At 69.8% G+C, this 13,944-nt stretch carries 10 protein-coding genes and 1 pseudogene; 7 read left to right on the top strand and 4 right to left on the bottom strand.

Annotation, left to right across the window (positions count from 1 at the left end):
- Positions 1–428: 428 nt before the first annotated feature.
- The 3 genes from NW895_RS34155 to NW895_RS34145 all read left to right on the top strand — a co-directional run bounded on the left by NW895_RS34155 (position 429) and on the right by NW895_RS34145 (position 4,910).
- The gene (locus tag NW895_RS34155) at positions 429–1,277 is read left to right on the top strand and encodes an alpha/beta hydrolase-fold protein (protein ID WP_289940642.1); all 849 of its coding nucleotides are present in this window, start codon (positions 429–431) and stop codon (positions 1,275–1,277) included.
- Between the two features lie 799 nt (positions 1,278–2,076).
- Complete coding sequence (locus NW895_RS34150; RefSeq protein ID WP_289940641.1) at positions 2,077–2,967, top strand: aminoglycoside phosphotransferase family protein; 891 nt, start codon at positions 2,077–2,079, stop codon at positions 2,965–2,967.
- Positions 2,964–4,910, top strand: coding sequence for an ABC transporter ATP-binding protein (locus NW895_RS34145; RefSeq protein WP_289940640.1), 1,947 nt, complete (start codon positions 2,964–2,966; stop codon positions 4,908–4,910). Before NW895_RS34150 ends, NW895_RS34145 begins: the two co-directional genes overlap by 4 nt.
- Before the next feature lie 218 nt (positions 4,911–5,128).
- Here NW895_RS34145 and NW895_RS41340 read toward each other — a convergent pair.
- A pseudogene (locus NW895_RS41340) lies at positions 5,129–5,332 on the bottom strand (transposase); the annotation flags it as partial.
- Positions 5,262–5,681: a hypothetical protein gene (locus tag NW895_RS34140; RefSeq protein WP_289940639.1), complete on the bottom strand. Its 420-nt coding sequence runs from the start codon at positions 5,679–5,681 to the stop codon at positions 5,262–5,264. The gene NW895_RS34140 and the pseudogene NW895_RS41340, both read right to left, overlap by 71 nt.
- Positions 5,682–6,633: 952 nt before the next feature.
- Here NW895_RS34140 and NW895_RS34135 point away from each other — a divergent pair.
- The 3 genes from NW895_RS34135 (at position 6,634) to NW895_RS34125 (ending at position 9,612) form a co-directional block, all read left to right on the top strand.
- On the top strand, positions 6,634–7,977 hold the full coding sequence (locus NW895_RS34135; protein WP_289940638.1) for a competence protein CoiA family protein: 1,344 nt from the start codon (positions 6,634–6,636) through the stop codon (positions 7,975–7,977).
- Positions 7,978–8,510: 533 nt separating this feature from the next.
- Complete coding sequence (locus NW895_RS34130; RefSeq protein ID WP_289940637.1) at positions 8,511–8,813, top strand: antibiotic biosynthesis monooxygenase; 303 nt, start codon at positions 8,511–8,513, stop codon at positions 8,811–8,813.
- A gap of 46 nt (positions 8,814–8,859) precedes the next feature.
- A complete protein-coding gene (locus NW895_RS34125; RefSeq protein WP_289940636.1) occupies positions 8,860–9,612 on the top strand; it encodes an AraC family transcriptional regulator in 753 nt (250 codons plus the stop codon).
- A gap of 219 nt (positions 9,613–9,831) precedes the next feature.
- Here the strand turns inward: NW895_RS34125 and dctA are convergent, their stop codons facing one another.
- Both dctA and NW895_RS34115 read right to left on the bottom strand, forming a co-directional pair.
- On the bottom strand, positions 9,832–11,229 hold the full coding sequence (gene dctA / locus NW895_RS34120; protein WP_289940635.1) for a C4-dicarboxylate transporter DctA: 1,398 nt from the start codon (positions 11,227–11,229) through the stop codon (positions 9,832–9,834).
- The gene (locus NW895_RS34115) at positions 11,226–12,344 is read right to left on the bottom strand and encodes a PrpF domain-containing protein (protein WP_289940633.1); all 1,119 of its coding nucleotides are present in this window, start codon (positions 12,342–12,344) and stop codon (positions 11,226–11,228) included. Before NW895_RS34115 ends, dctA begins: the two co-directional genes overlap by 4 nt.
- Before the next feature lie 146 nt (positions 12,345–12,490).
- Between NW895_RS34115 and NW895_RS34110 the strand changes: the two genes are divergently transcribed.
- A complete protein-coding gene (locus NW895_RS34110; RefSeq protein WP_289940632.1) occupies positions 12,491–13,396 on the top strand; it encodes a LysR family transcriptional regulator in 906 nt (301 codons plus the stop codon).
- The last annotated feature ends 548 nt before the right edge of the window (positions 13,397–13,944 follow it).

Here is a 13,944-nt window from a genome sequence, read left to right as displayed (position 1 = left end):
GCTCTGCCGTCCACGGTGATCGGCTGGGCCGGTGGTCCGTCCATCAGCAAGGACGCCAGTAGTTCTGGCAAGCCGGCCGACCGCAACACATCGGACGTCGCGGCCAACTCCGCGGCGGTCCACCAGCGGTGCCCGCTGATCGTGGCCCTCTGTGGTCTGGTGAACACCATTGCCCCTTCAGGCGGCAGTCCCGCAGGGCATCTCGACCAGCTTCACTACAACACCCGCGCTCGACATCGGGTGGCCGATCGCCACTGGCACGGTGGAGGGAGCCTGCCGCCACCTGATCGCCGACCGCCTTGACATCACCGGCGCCCGCTGAGGCCTTCCCGGAGCCTACGCCCTGACCTCTTGCTCCCGGCCGTCGATCCGAACAACCCGCACACAATCCCTTTGAGTCGATCGGACAGCATCTCTAGGGTGCGGACGTGACCATCGAACTGCCCTTTCGTCCGCTCCCCATGGACCAGCAAGACGTTCGCTACGCCCACGGGCCCGATTCGGATATACAGCCGGGCGTCCCCGTCGGCTCGACCGTGGAGTTCGACTGGTGCGAGAGCACGATCTACCCCGGCACCACGAGGCGGTACTGGGTTCATGTGCCCGCGCAATACGACCCCTCCGAACCCGCGTCGCTGATGGTGTTCCAGGACGGATGGTGGTACCTGGACCCGGATGGGCAAGTCCGCGGCGCCGTCGTGTTGGACAACCTCATCCACCGCGGCGACATCCCGGTCACTATCGGCGTCTTCGTCGACCCCGGCGTCCTGAAGAACGCCGAACAATCGAAGAACCGCAACGCCGAGTACGACGCGTTCGACGACCGCTACGTCACCTTCCTCCTGACGGAGATCATCCCCCAGGTCACACGGCGCTACTCGATCGCCGAGGACGCCGACCGATGGGGCATCTGCGGTGGCAGCAGCGGCGGCAACTGCGCCTTCACGGCTGCGTGGATGCGCCCGGACAAGTTCCGCCGAGTCATCTGCTGCCTCTCCAGCTTCACGCAGATGCCGAACGGAAACCCGTACCCTGCCCTGATCCCCAACACCCCCCGCAAACCGCTCCGCATCTTCATGCAAGCAGGCCACCGCGACCTCAACTGGAACGGGCCCGAAAGGAACTGGCTCGCCAGCAATCTGCGTGTGGCAGCCGCTCTCGCGGAAGCAGGCTACGACTTCCGTCTCGTGCTCGGCGACGGTGGCCACAATCCCAACCACGGCGGAGTCCTACTCCCCGATGCGCTCCGCTGGCTATGGCGCTCAGCCACGACCTGACGAAAGCTGCCCGAATGATCACTCCGTCCGAGCTGCACCCAACCTCGTACGTGCCAACGTATCCCTGACGGCAGCACGGAGTGCAAGAGCACTGCCTGCACGGGTGCCTGCAGAAGGTGCTGATGCTAGCTGCCGGGATGCCCATGCAGGGGTTCGCCGCCCCGGTCGGTGCCCCGCCAGAAGGCAGATCAAGCCACTTTGCCCCGCCGCTCAATTCCGGTCTGCAGCATGGCGGTTCGAGAATCCTTTCGTCCTGCTCCGCCCCAGGTCATCGGCCCGTGTCATCAGGCTGAGGCTGCACCGCACCGCCGACTCGGATTGTCCGGATCACGGTGTTGTCCCCCGCTGATTGTCAGTGGCGTGGACGAGGGTGACGTCCGCAGAGCCCACCCCTACGCCTCGCCGAAGGAGACCGGTGCCGTCGACGCCGTCATGCCTTCTCGACCAGCGCACCGGCCGCGCCGATGCCGATGTCCCCTTGTCGGGTGAATCGAACGGGCAGGCGCCATGCGGCTAGGCCGACAGCACTTGCCTCACCCTGCCCGGCATCGAATTTGCACTCGATCCATCGCCCGAGGGAGCCCGTGTCGCCTCTGTGGTCAGGGACGTTGTCCGGTTGCTCTGCCCGTTCCGCGCTGAAGGAGACTGACGTGAATCCCGTCCTCGTGCTTCCCGCCCTCTGCCCCGCGTTCGAAAACCCTCCCGCTCAGGCCATCGAGGCCACCGCCTTCCGGCGTCCGGTCGACGTGCGCCGCGCCCTGTTCTCATCCGCATCACGACCGTCATCGAGGTGGGGGGCATGACCAACCCGATCACTCCCGCGCCCGCCCTGCTCACCTGGGCCAGCAGGGCACTCGGCGCCCGGCCGGTCGTCCAGGACGCCTCGAACCCGCACGAGAACTCCCGTGTCTGGCAGCTCTCTGTGCCCGGGGACGTCCGGTTCTACCTGAAGGTCTCGCCGCGACCGCTGATGTACGAGCGCGAGACCGTGGCCCTGCGTCATTCGGCGCTGGCCCTCGGCGTAGGCCACGCGCCACAGCTGCGGGCCTCGAGCACGGACCATCTGACTCTGCTCCTGACCGCCGCCCCAGGCCGCCCGCTCAAGCAGCTGACGCTGACGCCCGCCGAGGAAACCAGCGCCCACCGGCAAGGCGGCGCCCTGCTGGCCCGCCTCTACGCGGCCGGCGACCTGTCCGGCCCTCGTCGCACCGAGGCCGAGCAGGCTCTGCAGGCTGCCTCCGATGGAGCCGACCACCATCTGCAGCAGGCCGGGGACCGACTGACGGCGGCGGAGCAGAAGTTGGTGCGCGACTTGGCCGAGCAACTGCGTACCCTTCCACCGCCGCCGCTCGCGTTCATCCACGGCGACGCGTGGGAGCGCAACCTGATGTGGTCGACCGGCCTGGGACAGGCCGGATGGATCGACTTCGAGAGGTCCCGGCTCGCGACGGCGGTGCAGGACTTTGTGCTGATGGCCTGTACCCCCTGGGCGGATCGGCCCGACCTACGGGCCGCATGCCTCCAGGGCTATGGCCGTGATCTCACCCCCGAGGAGCAGAACGCCCTGGCGTGCCTGGCGGCGCTCGATGCGGTGAGCTGCCTGGCCTGGGGTCCCGCGCACGACGATCCCCATGTCACCGCACGCGGACGGCGCACCCTGGACCGGCTGATGGCGGGGGTGTTCGCATGACGGCACCGCACGACAAGACGACAGCCCCGGACGTGGACGAGGCGAGCGGGTGCGACAGGCCGGCGTCCGTCCCCGCGGCGCGGGTCGGGGTTCCGCAGCCGTCCGCGCCGCCGGAGCTCGACTACAACGGGCGCAAGCACCGGCGGGCGATGGACGACGCCACATTGTGGGACATGGCACGCCGCATCCCCGCGGCACTCCTCCAGACGGCCCGCCTGGCGTGGACGGTCGACCGGCGCATGGCCGTCACGATCGTCGTGTGCCAGCTGCTGTCCGGCATCGGCACGGCCGTGATGCTCAGCGCCGTCGCCGAGGCCCTGCCACGGTTGATGGTCGACGATCCCCGCGAGGGCCTGGCGCACGCGTGGCCCGCGCTGACCGTCGCCGTCGTGGCGATGGCCACCGGCGCGGCCATGTGGATCCTGGCCGACTGGGCGACCCGGCGCCTGAACCCGAAGATCGCCTCAGCCGCGGATCTGGAACTCGTCGATCTCCACATGCGGGCCGAGCTCGCCGCGTACGACGCGGAGGGCTTCGGCGACCGGAGCCAGGCGGCGGAGATCGGCGCGCTGCGCGCCGTCGACCTCGCCAACGACGCCAAGACCCTCACCAACGGCCTCGTCCAACTGGTGTCCGCGGCGACGGTGCTCACCTCCCTGCATCCGCTGCTGCTCGGCGTGCTGCTGCTGTCCGTCATTCCCCGGGGGATGGGTGGAGTGATCGCCGCGCGGGTCGACTACCGCGTCCACGACCGGACGATCTCCGCCCGCAACGTGCGCGGGATGATGCGCTGGTGGCTGACGACGGCGGACCTCGCCGATGAGCTGCGTGCCAACACGATGCGCGGCTACCTGTACTTCTGGTACCGGGCGATGTGCGACCGGGTTGAAGGCCGCGAGCTAGAGGGCGCCCGCCCCTATCTGCTGATCACGCTGCTGGCCGCGTCCCTCGGCGGCCTGTTCACGCTCGGTATGTGGGCCTCGCTGGCTGGGCTGGTGCTCACCGGCGCCATGTCGACGGCGATCGCGGGCACCGCCGTCGTCGCCTCGCAGACCGCCGGCCGCGCCCTGAACTCGATCATCAGATACAGCACGGTGATGTTCCACCACGGCCTCTACCTCTCCGACTACTTCGCTTTCATCGAGGAGGTCCGGGCCATGACCACCGCCCGCGGCACCGCACAGGCCAAGCCGCCGCGGCAGATCCGCCTGGAGGACGCCTCCTACACCTACCCGGGCAAGGACATTGCGGCCGTGCAGCCGATCACGCTCACGCTGAACCGTGGCGAGGTGGTGGCGCTGGTGGGAGAGAACGGCGCCGGCAAGTCGACGCTGATCCGGATGCTCACCGGGCTGACCGTTCCCACCAACGGCGGGAAGGTGCTGTGGGACGACACCGATCTGGCCACCGCCGACGCGGAGTCGGTGTGGCGGCACGTTGGTCTGGTCCCGCAGAAGTACGGGCGCTGGCCGCTCGCCGCCCGGGAGAACATCACCTTGGGCCAGCCCCGCGAGCACGGCGATGAACGGGTCTGGGACGCGGCGCACCGGGTCGGCATGGCCAAGGCGCTGAGTGACCTGCCTGATCAGTTGGACACGCTGCTGGCCCGCGCGGTGTGGGGCGGCCACGAGTTGTCCGGTGGCCAGTGGCAGCGCCTGGCGTGTGCGAGGGCGATGTACCGTGAGCTGGCCGTGCTCGTCCTGGACGAGCCGACCAGTGAGATGGACGCCCGCGGCGAGCACACCATTTTCCGGGAGCTGCGGGCCATGGCTCCGGACCGGATCACCGTGGTGGTCACGCACCGGCTCGACAACGTGCGGATGGCCGACCGGGTCATTGTCCTCGACCAGGGACGCATCCGGGAGCAGGGTTCCTTCGACGAGCTCATCGCGACCGAGGGAAGTCTGCTGGGCGAGCTGTATGCCCTTGCCCAGGACCGCTGAGCACCACGGACATCGCGTCTCATCACGGGGCCGCGCCAGCCGGACTCTGTTGGTACATGGCCCCTTGGTTGCGTCCCGCTGCCGTCAGACAGCGGGACGCAGTCGTTCGAAGCGGGAGATGCGGGTTCCGGCCGGGGTGTTCCGGTGATCCAGGCATCAAGCCGGGCAAGGTTCATCGCGGTGGCGGTGAAGAGGTGCTGAAGGCGGGTCTTGGGATGGCCGCGGTATCGGGACCGCCGCAGGCCGAAGGCCCGGACACCTTGTGAAACGGTGGCCTCGATGCCCTGTCGGTGCTGGTAGAGGCTCCACCACTCAGGCTCCCGCTGGTCAGCACGGTTGCGCTGCATCGCCTCATGTGCGGCTCTCTCCCGCAGCATGTTCTCCCGACCCCTGCCGGCTTTCGACGGCGCGCAGGCATTCACGTCCGGGCAGGCCCGGCAGCCGACCGCGGGAAACCGCGGGAAACCGGACTCGGATCACCGGGATGCCGTGCGAGGAGACGCGCGGATACCAGCTGTCCGCAACCCGGCCCTTGGGCCAGGTCACCCGTTTGTTCCCCCAGTCCACGGCGAACGCGTCCGTGGCGAACTTGCCCGTGGGCTGGGTGGTGGTGTTCTTGTCGACCGGCCCCACCAGTCTGATGCCCGCCTGCTCGGCGTCGGCCAGGCCCTGGGCGTCGATGCAGTTCGCGTCCACCAGATGCATGGCAGGAAGCATGCCGTGAGCACGCAGATCCGCGTGAATGGCATCGACCATCTTCAGGTCACTCACGGACGCGTCCGTGGTGGCGACATGAGTGATCAAGTTGGGTGTGTCCGGCTCACACGTCTCCGTCAGCTGCACCAGATAGCCAGTCCAGCTGGTGCCTCGCTTGGCGCCGGCGCGAGCGTCGGAGTCATACGGTGAGAAGGGACGTAAGCAGCCCGGAGGAACGTTCTTCGCGTCCCGCTGGCGAATGGCCCCGTCGACGACCTGGAAGTTCTGCACACCAACGCATCAGGCCGCGGCCCCTCCCGGAGTGTCACCGCACGCCCTGAGATCCTTCCGCTCGCCGGCGGAAAGCCCCTGGCCGTGCAGGCCGCTCGCCCGGCGGGTGCGGAACACCCACTCTCACCCCGGCGCCCCGGGCGCCGCGCTCGGTCGTCCACCACGACGGTGCCCGCCCACCGCACCTCCGTGGAGCGGTGGAGCAGCCCGGCCTCGGTCATCAGCCGTACCCGCTGCTGGGCGGCTTCCATCCGTCCACTCAGCAGGCGGGCGGCCTGGTGGAGCGTCAGCGTGCTGTAGCGGGTGGCCAGCGGCAGCAGTTGCTCGTCCTCCTCGGTGGGCTGCCAGCCGTCCCCGCGGCTTTCGCCCGTTCCCCGCGTCCACCGCCGGCGCTCCGCCCGCTCCCGGTAGGCGCCCGTCCTCCTCGTCTCCCCCCTTCCCAACCCCTGTAGTTGGCGCGCGGCCGCGTACGGGCGGCAGTACGTACGGCAGCGTGACCTGCAAAGAGGACAGCGGTCGGAACAGGAGTCCTTCACCGTCCGGTGGAGGACCTGGTGGAGGACGCGGCGGCGACCTGCGGATCGACGGACGGCTGCCCCTGTCAGGGGTAATAGGGCCAACCAGAGTCAGCACCCGGCCGGGAAGGCGCTGGGTTCCCGCCCTTCTCCTGGATCGGCAGCGTGGGGGCGTCCCGGCGTGGGGACGCTGGGGCCGTTGGGCGCACGAGGGGGGGCTGATGGGGTACACCGCCGTACACCCGGTCTGGGGTCGGCTGGACGCGTCGTTGGACGATCTCGGGTGTGGCCGTGCCTGGACGGACATCCACCGCGTCAATGGGCTGGAGCTGGTCTGCCCGGAGTGCCGGGGCCGGGTCTTCGCCCGGGTTTCCCAGCGCAGTTTCCGGCACTTCTACCACCAGGTGCGGCCGAAGGACTGCGAGCTGGCGAACGAATCGCCGGAGCACCACCTGCTGAAGCTGGAGCTGGCCATGGCCGCTCGGGCGGCGGGTTGGCGGGCGGAGCTGGAGGTGAGCAGCGAGGCCCGGAACTGGCGGGCCGACGTGATGGTCTTCGACGAGCAGGACCGCCCGTTCATGGCGCTGGAGGCGCAGTTGTCGCCCATGACGCCGCAGGACGCGCGCATGCGTACGGACCGCTATGCGCAGGACGGGGTGGCGGTGTGCTGGGTGGCCGTGCAGGACCGGCCGTGGGAGCGGGTCGTCCCCTCCCTGCGGGTGCGTTTCCCGCAGCAGCGGGGCGAGACCTGGACGGTGTGCCATGGGTTGGCGCGCTACACCTGGTCACCGCGCATGCTGAAGACGAAGGCGAAGTGGGTGCACATCACCTGCCCGCTCGGCGACGCGATCAAGTGGATTCTCGACGGGCGGGTGCGCGCTCACACCGGCGCGAACGGCACGGTGTGGTGGACTGCGCCCGCGTACGAGGACCTGGCCGTTGCCCGCGCCCGGATGGAGGCCGAGGCCGAAGCCGTCGAACGGGCCGCTGCCGCCGAGCGCCGGCGCCTGAAGGCCGAGCAGCAGGCAGCCGCGGCCGCGCAACGCCGCCGGGACGTCGAGCAGCGGGCGCGGGAGCGGGCGCAGAAGCGGCAGGCGGAGCTGCAGCGCCTGGCGGGATTCTTCGAGCACGCGGGCCTGGATGCCGCCGTGTGGGAGACGTTCACGCAGATGGTTCGCTCCGCCTCCGACAAGGCGATCAGGTACGGCAACCCGAGTCCCTCCCACGGCAACGGCTTACTCGTCTACGCCCGGCCGCGGTCGGCCAGCGACGGGTTCACGCTGGCCGGTGTGGTGTGCCCTGACCCTTCAGCGCTCGCCGAGTGGCCGAAGGAACTGACGATCCTGGTGCCGAACCAAACGTGGCTCTCTCGTATCCAGGCCGCCGCCCGGACGCCGCTCAAGGTCGCGGTGCTGAACCCGGTCACTGGCCGCAGCAACTTCGTGCGCGTCGCCCCGGACCGCGCTGCCCCCGTTGGGTCTAACGGGGGCAACGAGATGGCTGCGGGGTTTACGCGCCAGCGCGGCGGCGCAGGTCGGCGGCCCACTGATGGAGCGGATCGGTAAGGACCAGGCTATCGCCGCGGGCCACGGTCTCAGCCGGGCGCATATGGTCGCTTCGGCGGCGAGGCCGGCCGGGCTGCCCAGGATCGGGAAGACGGTGAGGACCCGGGCGGCGGTGTCCGGCTGAAGCAGGGTGTAGGCGGGGAGCGTGGCGGCGTCGACCCCCTCCGGCGCGCGGCCTCGGGCCTCCCAGTCCAAAAGCCGCAGGAGCTCGGTGAGGTTCGCCCAGTGCACGTCGGAGTGGGCGGTGGTCCAGCAGGTCGCGGCGGGTGCCCGGGATGCCGACGAACTGGGGGATCGCCCGGTCCGTGTACTGCTGTCGTAGGGCGACGCGGTCGGTGTTCACGGCCGACACCTTCTCCAGCATCCCGGCGAGCTCCTGCCACCAGGAGTCCCGCTGGGTTTGCGGTGAGGAGCGAGTCTGTCCGATGGGAGCGTGAAAGCGTCCGGTTGACGGAAGCCGGCCGAGCCGGTGCCGCGTGAGGATCATAGGCATCTCATCCGCAGCAATCGCTGCCCTGGTCCAGGAGGTCCCCGTGCTCATTGCCATCGTCGACTTTGACACCGCCGCTACCGATCGCGCGGCTGCCCTCAACCATCTTGACGCCGAACGTGACCAGATCAGCACCATGCCCGGCAACCTCGCCTTCCGGGTCTACGCCTCCCGGGAGGACGACAGCCGAATCACCATCGTGCACGAGTGGGAGGACGAGGCGTCGTTCGACGGCTACCTGAGATCAGCCTCCTTCGCGCGTTTCGGCGAGACGATCCGCCCGCTCATGGTCGGCGCGCCGGTAAGCCGGCGCTTCCGCGCCGAGTTGCTGGCGACGGTCGCCTGACCGGTATCACGACGGACTACTACGATCCATCCGTGCGAGGCCATCGATGACCCGGAAGGCGTACAGCTTCGTCCGCACCTTCGCCGCAGGGTCCGCTCGCGATGTCTGCGTTGATCGGCACTACCTGCTCTGCGCCTCCGCCGGTGCCCTCCGGCTGGAGGCGCAGGGTCGGGCGTGGTTGCTGCCGCCGGCCCGAGCTGCTCTGATCGAGGCGGGCCGGGCGATTCAGGTGAGTATCCCGCGGCCAGTCACGACCGCGTCGGTGCTGTTCGACACCGGATTTGCCCCGCCCCCGCCGGCGCCGTTGACCGTGTTCGACCTCAGCCCCCTCGCACGCTCCCTGGTGGCTGAGTGTGGCACGTGGGGCGACAGCGACCCACCCCTTACTGCGTACGCCGAGACCCTGTTCGCCGCGCTCGCCGCAGTGACCTGGCGGCTCGCCGAACAGCCGAGCCCGGTCGTCGTGCCGGTGGGGCGATCTCCGGAACTGCGCCGAGCCCTGCGACTGACCGAGGAACGGCTCGACAGTGCAGTCCGCTTCGAAGACTTGGCACAAGAGGTCGGCCTCGCGCCGCGGTCGCTGGCACGTCGATTTTCGGACGAGACCGGCATGACCTGGCGGGCAGCCCTGCGCCGCATGCGCCTGCTACGCGCGATCGAGGAACTCGCCGCGGGCGATACCCCGGTAACCAAGATTGCCTTCATGGTCGGCTACACCTCCCTGTCGGCGTTCAACGCCGCCTTCCAGGAGCTGACCGGCCGCACGCCCACCGACTACCGGGCCAGCTTCCGTCCCTGACGAGCCTCATCGCCGCGCGACGGGCTCTGCCGATGACACGGACGCATTCGTGGACCCTGCCGGAGCCGATGCTGAGCACTCCCCCGCCCGGGCCCGATCTACGGCCAGGCTGGGCCGCGGAGCCCAAGTCCGATGGTTCTCCAGGTATTTGAAGTTGTCTCATCGAGTGACATCGCGGGCGGCCCGGCGTCTCGCTCCGGGCCGCCCGCCCATGCGACGTCAGCGTGCGGCGGTGACGGGGTCGTGGGTTGGTGCGGGTGTCTCCATCGGATCGAGCTGGGCTGTCACCGCGGAGGGAGCGGAGGTGGGGGCGTAGGGGATCTCTCCGCGCAGGACGGCCTTGGCGCGGTCCTCGTCGAGCTCGCCCTCCCACCGGGCGACGGCCAGGGTGGCGACGCCATTGCCGACCAGGCTGGTCAGGGCGCGGGCCTCGGACATGAACCGGTCGATGCCGAAGATCAGCGCGAGGGCGGCGACGGGGACGTGCGGGATGGCGCTGAGGGTGGCGGCCAGGGCGATGAAGCCGGAGCCGGTGACACCTGCGGCGCCCTTGGAGGTGAGCAGCATGACGGCGAGCATGGTCAGCTGCTGGGTGAGGCTGAGGTCGATACCGAGGGCCTGGGCGAGGAAGACCGAGCCCATGGTCAGGTAGATGGCGGTGCCGTCAAGGTTGAAGGAGTACCCGGCGGGCAGCGTGATGCCGACGACCGGTTTCGAGGCGCCCGCGTGCTGGAGCTTGGCCATCATGCGCGGCAGGACGGGCTCGGTGGAAGAGGTGCCCAGGACGATCAGCAGTTCTTCCTTGATGTAGCGCAGGAAGGGCAGCAGTCGCAGCCCGTTCAGGCGCATCACGGTCCCGAGGACGGCGAGGACGAAGAAGAGGGCGGTCAGCCAGAACGAGCCGACCAGCAGGGCCAGGTGGCGCAGGGTGCCCAGGCCGTAGTTGCCGATGGTGAAGGCCATCGAGCCGAACGCGCCGACGGGGGCCAGCCGCATGATCCACCGGATGAGCGTGAACAGGACCGTGGAGAACTTCTCGATGCCCCGGGCGATGCCCAGGCCGGCTTCTCCGCTGGCGTGCAGGCCGAAGCCGAACAGCACCGACACCAGCAGCACCGGCAGGATCTCGTTGCCGGTCAGGGCGCTGACCAGGGTGGCCGGGATGATGGCGAGGGCGAACTCGGCGAAGCCCTCGTGGGCCGTGGTCGCCTCCGGCGGCAGGCCCTTGGTGGTCAGGGTCGAGAGGTCGACGTGCAGACCGCTGCCCGGCTTGACGACGTTGACGACGACCAGGCCGAGCACCATGGCCACGGTGGTCAGCACCTCGAAGTAGACCAGGGCCTTCAGGCTCACGCGGCCGACCGCGCGGGCGTTGCCCATGGAGGCTATGCCGTGGACGACCGTGCAGAAGATGATCGGCGCGATGAGCATCTTCACCAGCGCGATGAAGCCGTCGCCGAGCGGCTTGAGGTCAGCGCCGACGGAGGGCCACAGCCAACCCACTGCGGCGCCGAGGAAGACGGCGATCAGGCACTGGACGTAGAGGTGGGACAGCATGCGGCGGGTGCGGCCCGGTGGTGTGGTGACGGTACCCGGGGCGGCGTCGTTGCGGCTCATGCGGGGCGTCCTTCCAGGACGGGAACGAGGAGTTCGGCTCGGGCGATACGCCGGGCGGCGCGGTGCAGGAGCACCGTGGGGGACGCGCCGTCCGGTGCGGGGACGGCTTGGGTGGTGATCACGCCGGCGGGAGTGCCCAGGCGCAGCGTGCCGTCGGCGGTCTGCCGGGCGACGCGGTGGGCGAGGGTGCCAGGGGTGGCGGCGGCCGTGGCCAGGGCCACGGCGGAGGTCAGGCCGATCGCCGGGTGCGGGGCGTGCATGGAGACCATGCGCACGGCCAGGTCGTACTCGTCCTGGTTGACGAGTATGCCGTGGGTGGTGCGATAGGGAGCAGGTCGGGCGACGATGCCCACCTTCGGCACCGCGTGGCTTATCGGATCGCTCTCGCGGGCCAGGCCCATGGCCAGCGCTGCCTGGCGGCGCAGCAGGGTCAGCGCGGGTACGGCGGTGGCGAACGCGGTGAGGGATTCCGTGCCGTCGAGGCCGAACGCCTTGGCCTCGAACAGCGCGGCCGGAGCGCCGGCGTCCACCAGGGTTGCCTCGACGGGGCCGTCCGGGCCGGTCAGCTCCTCCAGCGTCCGGCCGGTCGGCAGAGCGCGGCCGGTCGTCGAGCCCGCCGGGTCCTGAAACCCGAGCAGGACCGGCACGCCCCGTGCCGAGGTACCCGGGACCACGGCCGTGCCCTCCTCGGGGGCCGCGCCCGCGGGGGTGGGGATCGTGCCGGTGAGGCGGGCCCCGGTGTTGACGTTGAGCATGCGGACCGTGGTGGTGTCCGACACGATCGGCACGAGATCGTGGTGGACGGCGTACAGGGCCACGGCGGTGGCGCAGTTGCCGCAGTTGCTGGCCCACTCCACGCGCTCGTCGCCGATGCCGACCTGCGCGAAGGCGAACTCGACGTCCACGCCGACCTGGGTCGACGCCTGTACGACGGCGGCCTTGGAGGTGGTGGAGGAGGCGCCGCCCACGCCGTCGATCTGGCGGGGGTCGGCGGCGTTGAAGGCGGCGAGCAGGAGGTCATCGACGTCCACGCCTGTGGCGGCCACGTCGCGGTGGTCGAAGATCCAGCACTTGCTGGTTCCTCCGCGGATCATCTCGCCCTGCAGACGCAGCACAACTGACTCCTCACAGGCATGGAAGGGGAAGCCCACCGGCGGTCTCGCCGTGCGTGGTGTCCTCCACGGTGGGTGACAGCAGCGTGAAGTACAATCTCGGAAATCTGTATGGCTATTAAGGTGAAGTGAACGCTGGAGGTGGCGGCATGCTCGACGTCCGGCGCATCCTGCTGTTCACGGAGGTCGCCCGGCGCGGCTCGGTGACCGCGACAGCTCGCGCCCTCAACTACACACCGTCAGCGGTGTCGCAGCAGATCAGCCGCCTGGAAACGGAAGCAGGCCAGCCCCTGCTGGAACGCCACGCCCGGGGCGTCACCCTCACCGACGCCGGGCGGGCGCTGGCCGAACGAGGGCAACGGATCGAACGCGAACTGCAGGCCGCGGAAAACGAACTCGCCGACTACGCCGGCCTGCGCGCGGGCACGCTGCGCATCGGCACCTTCCCCACCGTCGGAGCCTCGCTCCTCCCGCAGGCCGTGATCGCCTTCAGGGACGCCCACCCCGACGTACGGCTGACCGTCCGCAGCGCCCGCATCGCCGGACTCTGGACGATGCTGGAGAACCGGGAGATCGAGATGTCGCTGATGTGGGACTACGACTGGAGCCGAATCGACCGGGAGGACATCGTCGTCACCCCCCTCCTCGATGACCCGCCGGCCCTTCTCGTCAGCGACCAGCATCCACTCGCCGGCCGCGACGCCGCCTCACTCGCCGACTTCGCCCACGACCCCTGGATCACCCGCGCCGACCATCACCCGGTGGCCGAAGCCCTCGTCCGCGGCTGCCGCGCCGCCGGCTTCGAGCCCCACATCGCCTACGAGGCCCACGACTACCAGGAAGCCCAGGCCATGGTCGCCGCCGGCATCGGCGTCGCCCTCGCCCCCACCCTGGCCCTGGAAGGCATCCGAGGAGGCGTCAAGGTCCTGCCCCTACAGCCGCCGGCCCCCATCCGCCGCATCCTCCTGGTCCGCATGGCCGACCACTCACCCACCCCCGCCGCCCTGACCTTCGCCGGCCTCCTCCGCGACGCCGCCACGGCCCGAACCCTCTGACACGGAACCACACCCACCCGTCACAGAACCGTCGCGCTCACCACCGCCGGTCGAGGACCCGCGCTTCGGTGTTGGACGCGGGCAACGGGCCGCGGCATGCAACCCTGGCCACACGTTGGGTTCGTGACCCGTAAGGAGTACGGGCCGAGGTAGGCATGGCGAGCGTCGGCTCCGGCAGTGACAGGCCGACGGCAGGTCGATGTCTTCCACTGCGGGGTGATGGCAGTGGGCGGTTCGCCTGGTCAACGGTTCCGGGGCAGCGCCCTGTCCGAGTGGCGGCTTGCACCTACTTGACGGCGATCTCGAGGGGCCCAGCTGAAGAACTGTATGCACAACCCACCACCCACACCAGCCTCGTGACCAGCGAATTCAAGATGGTGAATCTGGCACCGCCATGGCGTCGGCTGGTCGTATGGGACCCCGCGGGTCGGCTGGCCTTCGAGCATCTGCAGAACCGTTCAGCGGCACGGCGCCGGGGCGGCCCGGGCGGCTGACGAGGTGGCCGGCCCACTTACGTCGCCTTTGACCTCCTGACGCTGTCCGGCACT

Origin of the sequence: Streptomyces sp. S.PNR 29 (genome assembly GCF_030386795.1) — a bacterium.
Classification (GTDB): domain Bacteria; phylum Actinomycetota; class Actinomycetes; order Streptomycetales; family Streptomycetaceae; genus Streptomyces.
Note: the sequence above shows the minus strand (reverse complement) of the source record. Positions and strands in the feature narration are given on the sequence as shown.

Coding starts and splice junctions, on each gene's coding strand:
- NW895_RS34125 (WP_289940636.1), top strand. CDS start 8,860: ATGACCCGGAAGGCGTACAGCTTCGTCCGCACCTTCGCCGCAGGGTCC.
- NW895_RS34150 (WP_289940641.1), top strand. CDS start 2,077: ATGACCAACCCGATCACTCCCGCGCCCGCCCTGCTCACCTGGGCCAGC.
- dctA (WP_289940635.1), bottom strand. CDS start 11,229: ATGAGCCGCAACGACGCCGCCCCGGGTACCGTCACCACACCACCGGGC.
- NW895_RS34110 (WP_289940632.1), top strand. CDS start 12,491: ATGCTCGACGTCCGGCGCATCCTGCTGTTCACGGAGGTCGCCCGGCGC.
- NW895_RS34135 (WP_289940638.1), top strand. CDS start 6,634: ATGGGGTACACCGCCGTACACCCGGTCTGGGGTCGGCTGGACGCGTCG.
- NW895_RS34145 (WP_289940640.1), top strand. CDS start 2,964: ATGACGGCACCGCACGACAAGACGACAGCCCCGGACGTGGACGAGGCG.